The organism is Pseudomonas sp. MD195_PC81_125 (genome assembly GCF_014060985.1).
In the GTDB taxonomy this organism is placed as follows: Bacteria; Pseudomonadota; Gammaproteobacteria; order Pseudomonadales; family Pseudomonadaceae; genus Aquipseudomonas; species Aquipseudomonas parakoreensis.
Map to the genome: position 1 here is coordinate 1 of NZ_JABULD010000608.1, position 3330 is coordinate 3330.

The window sequence follows — 3330 nt, forward strand, 5'->3', positions numbered from 1 at the left end:
TATAGACGGGGATTTTTGCACCGAATCGACGCGGGTTGCTCGTTCGCGGGGGCATTCAGGCAGACAGAATTGGCTGGTGAGTTTGGGCTGGCCGTCTTCGCGAAGCAGGCTCGCTCCCACAGTGGATCGGTGTCGTTCACAAAACCCCTGTGGGAGCGAGCCTGCTCGCGAATGACGCGACGCGGTCTCAGCCGTGAAACAACACAACCAGCAGCACCAGATTCCCCAGCAGGGCCAACAACGCCACCGTCCGCCAGACCTTCAACGGCTCGCGCTCCAATAAAGGCCTGGGCCGCACACTCAAACTGCGTCGTTCGCCTTGCTCCAGCACCAGCAACCATTCTTCAGCCGTTTCAAAGCGCTGTTGCGGATCGGCAGCCACGCCTCGCTCCAGACTCTGCGCAAGCCATTCCGGCACGTCCGGGCGGTAGCGACCGGCACTCACCGGCACACCGAAGCGCGGCCGTTGAAAGGCTTCGATTTCGCCATAGGGAAAATGCCCCGTGAGCAGGAAATACAAGGTCACGCCCACCGCGTACAGATCCTGTTGCGCACTCGGTGGCTCGCCGCGAAACGCTTCCGGGGCGATATAACTCGGGGTTCCCGGCAGCGTTGACGGTGCGTCTTCGGACAGACCGGAGCAGTACGCTAGACCGAAATCCAGCAGGCGTAACTCGCCATCGTCACCCAGATGCAGATTCTCCGGTTTGATGTCGCGGTGCAGAATCTGCCGTCGATGCAGCAGGCCCACCGCCCGCAGCAGACGCTCGGCAATGTCCTGCCACTGTGCCAACGGTAACGGGCTGCTGTGTTGAAACAGCCGCGCCAGGGTCATCCCGGAATATTCGCGCATCACGTAGTACACATGCTGACGCTGGGTGCCGCTGTGGACTTCAGGAAAATGCCGCCCGGCGACACGCCTGAGGAACCATTCTTCCGACAACAAGGCTTGCCCGGCCTGTGGATCATCGGCCAGCCGTGGCGGCAGGGTTTTCAACAACCAGCTCCGACCTTGCCCGTCCAGCACGCGATACAGCAGCGATTGCTGGCTCTGGGCGACAACGCCCTGCACCTGCCAGCCTTCGAACATTTGCGCAGTTTTCAACGCTGGCGGCAGTGGCCATTGCTGCAAATGGATCAGCGCGTCGCCAATGCTCGCCTCGCCCAGCGCATCGACCCGCACCAGCAGAGCACTGGCGTTGTCCTGGCTGCCGGCCAGATGCGCGGCGTTGACCAGCGTGTGTGCGGCGCTGTCGAGATCCGGTTGATCGCGCAGGATCGCTGCAATCGCGGTATCGCCCACAGTCGACCACACGCCGTCGCTGACCAGCACGAAGCATTCACCCTCGCGCAATTCGCCGTCGAGAAAGTCCAGCACCAGATGCTGATCCAGCCCCAGCGCACGCTTGAGCACGTGCTGCATGCCCGGCTGCTCCCAGACATGGTCCTGCGAAATCCGCTGCAAAGCGTCGGCGTGCCAGCGATAGACCCGGCAATCGCCGACGTGGGCCAGGGTGAAACGCTGGCCGCGCAGGATGAGCGCGCTGACGGTGGTGAGCAGTGGCTGTCCGCCGCCGTTGGCCTGTAACCAGCGGTTTTGTGCGAGCAGCAGGCGATCCAGTGCCTGGGCCACGCTCCAGGTTTGCGGCGTGGCGTAGTAGTCCAGCGCCAGTGCTTGCAGGGTCGAGCGTGCGGCCAGGCCGCCGTCGGCGCACTGGCTGACCCCATCGGCAATGGCGACCAGATAGCCTTTGCTCGCGGCCAGCGCCGGGGCGGGTGTCACCAGGCGCAGGGCGTCCTGGTTTTCCGCGCGCGGGCCGGTGGCGCTGGCCTGGGCAAAGCTCAGTTGCAGGGGCATTGCCGCCTCACACGCGTGCAGCAGTGACCGCCGCCGAACCCCAGGTGGTTCTCCAGCGCCGCTTGACCCCGTGCAGGCCGAACCACGCCAGCACGCCGAGGCTGGCGAACAACCACAGCGCCAGTTGATAGCTGCCGGTGCTTTGCTTGATCGCGCCCATGCCGGCCGCCAGGGCAAAGCCGCCAATGCCACCGGCCATGCCGATCAGTCCGGTCATCACGCCGATCTCCAGACGGAAGCGTTGCGGCACCAACTGGAACACCGCGCCATTGCCGGCGCCGAGCCCGAGCATGGTGCAGACGAACAGCGCCAGTGCGGCGTAGGAGCTGGGCAGGTTGAAACCGACGGCGGCGATGCAGATCGCCGCCACGGTGTACATCGCCAGCAAGGTGCGGATGCCGCCGAAGCGATCCGCCAGCGCACCACCCAGCGGGCGCATCAGGCTGCCACCGAACACACAGGCAGCGGTGTAGTAACCAGCGGTTACCGGGCTCAGCCCGTACTGATCGTTAAAGTAGCCGGGCAGGGCGCTGGCCAGGCCGATGAAGCCGCCGAAGGTGACGCTGTAGAAAAACATGAACCACCAACTGTCGCGGTCGCCGAGGGCCTTGAAGTAGTCGGCCATGGCTTTGGCCTTGGGCCGCTGCGGGGCGTTTTTCGCCAGCCAGGCGAACAGCACCAGCGTCAGGATCAACGGAATCAGGGCGAAACCGAACACGTTGCTCCAGCCGAACGACGCGGCCAGCACCGGGGCGATCAGCGCGGCGAACACGGTGCCGGAGTTACCGGCGCCAGCGATGCCCATCGCCTTGCCTTGATGTTGTGGCGGATACCATTGCGAGGCCAGCGGCAGGGCCACAGCAAACGAGGCGCCGGCCATGCCGAGGAACAGCCCCAGCAGCAGCGCCTGTTCATAACTGTGGATACCGAGTTTCCACGCACCGAACAGCGCGCAGATCACGATCACCTGGCCGATCAGCCCGGCGGTCTTCGGTGACAGACGATCGGCCAGCATGCCCATCACAAAGCGCAGCACCGCACCGGCGAGTATCGGCGTCGCCACCACCAGCCCGCGTTGTTGGGTGCTCAGGTGCAGGTCGGCGGCGATCTGCACCGCCAATGGGCCGAGCAGGTACCAGACCATGAAGCTCAGGTCGAAATACAGGAACGCTGCGAACAGGGTCGGGGTGTGGCCGGATTTCCAGAAGCTTGAATTCATCGCGCACCTCAGCTGAAAAGAGTCTCGAAAGGAGTCACAGCAGGTGGAGCGCCGCCACGGCCGCACCACCGGCCCCGGGCTGTGGGGCCAAAACGCAAAAACGCCGCTACCTGGTTCGCCGATGGGGCGAGCGGGGTGAGCGACGTCTTTGTCGTGGGTGGGGCAACCGCCGTTGGTTACCTGTGCTGAATGCTTAGCCAGATTTGTGCCAAGGATCAAAAGATCGCACCTTCGGCAGCTCCTACAGGAATTG

The 3330-nt window shown here is 64.2% G+C and carries 2 protein-coding genes; both read right to left on the reverse strand.

Translation table 11 applies throughout. The features are described from left to right. Positions 1 to 187: 187 nt before the first annotated feature. A complete protein-coding gene (locus tag HT737_RS24620) occupies positions 188 to 1858 on the reverse strand; it encodes a bifunctional protein-serine/threonine kinase/phosphatase (RefSeq protein WP_182404176.1) in 1671 nt (556 codons plus the stop codon). A gap of 7 nt (positions 1859 to 1865) precedes the next feature. Further along, positions 1866 to 3077, reverse strand: coding sequence for a NarK/NasA family nitrate transporter (locus HT737_RS24625; RefSeq protein WP_041067749.1), 1212 nt, complete (start codon positions 3075 to 3077; stop codon positions 1866 to 1868). Positions 3078 to 3330 lie beyond the last annotated feature (253 nt).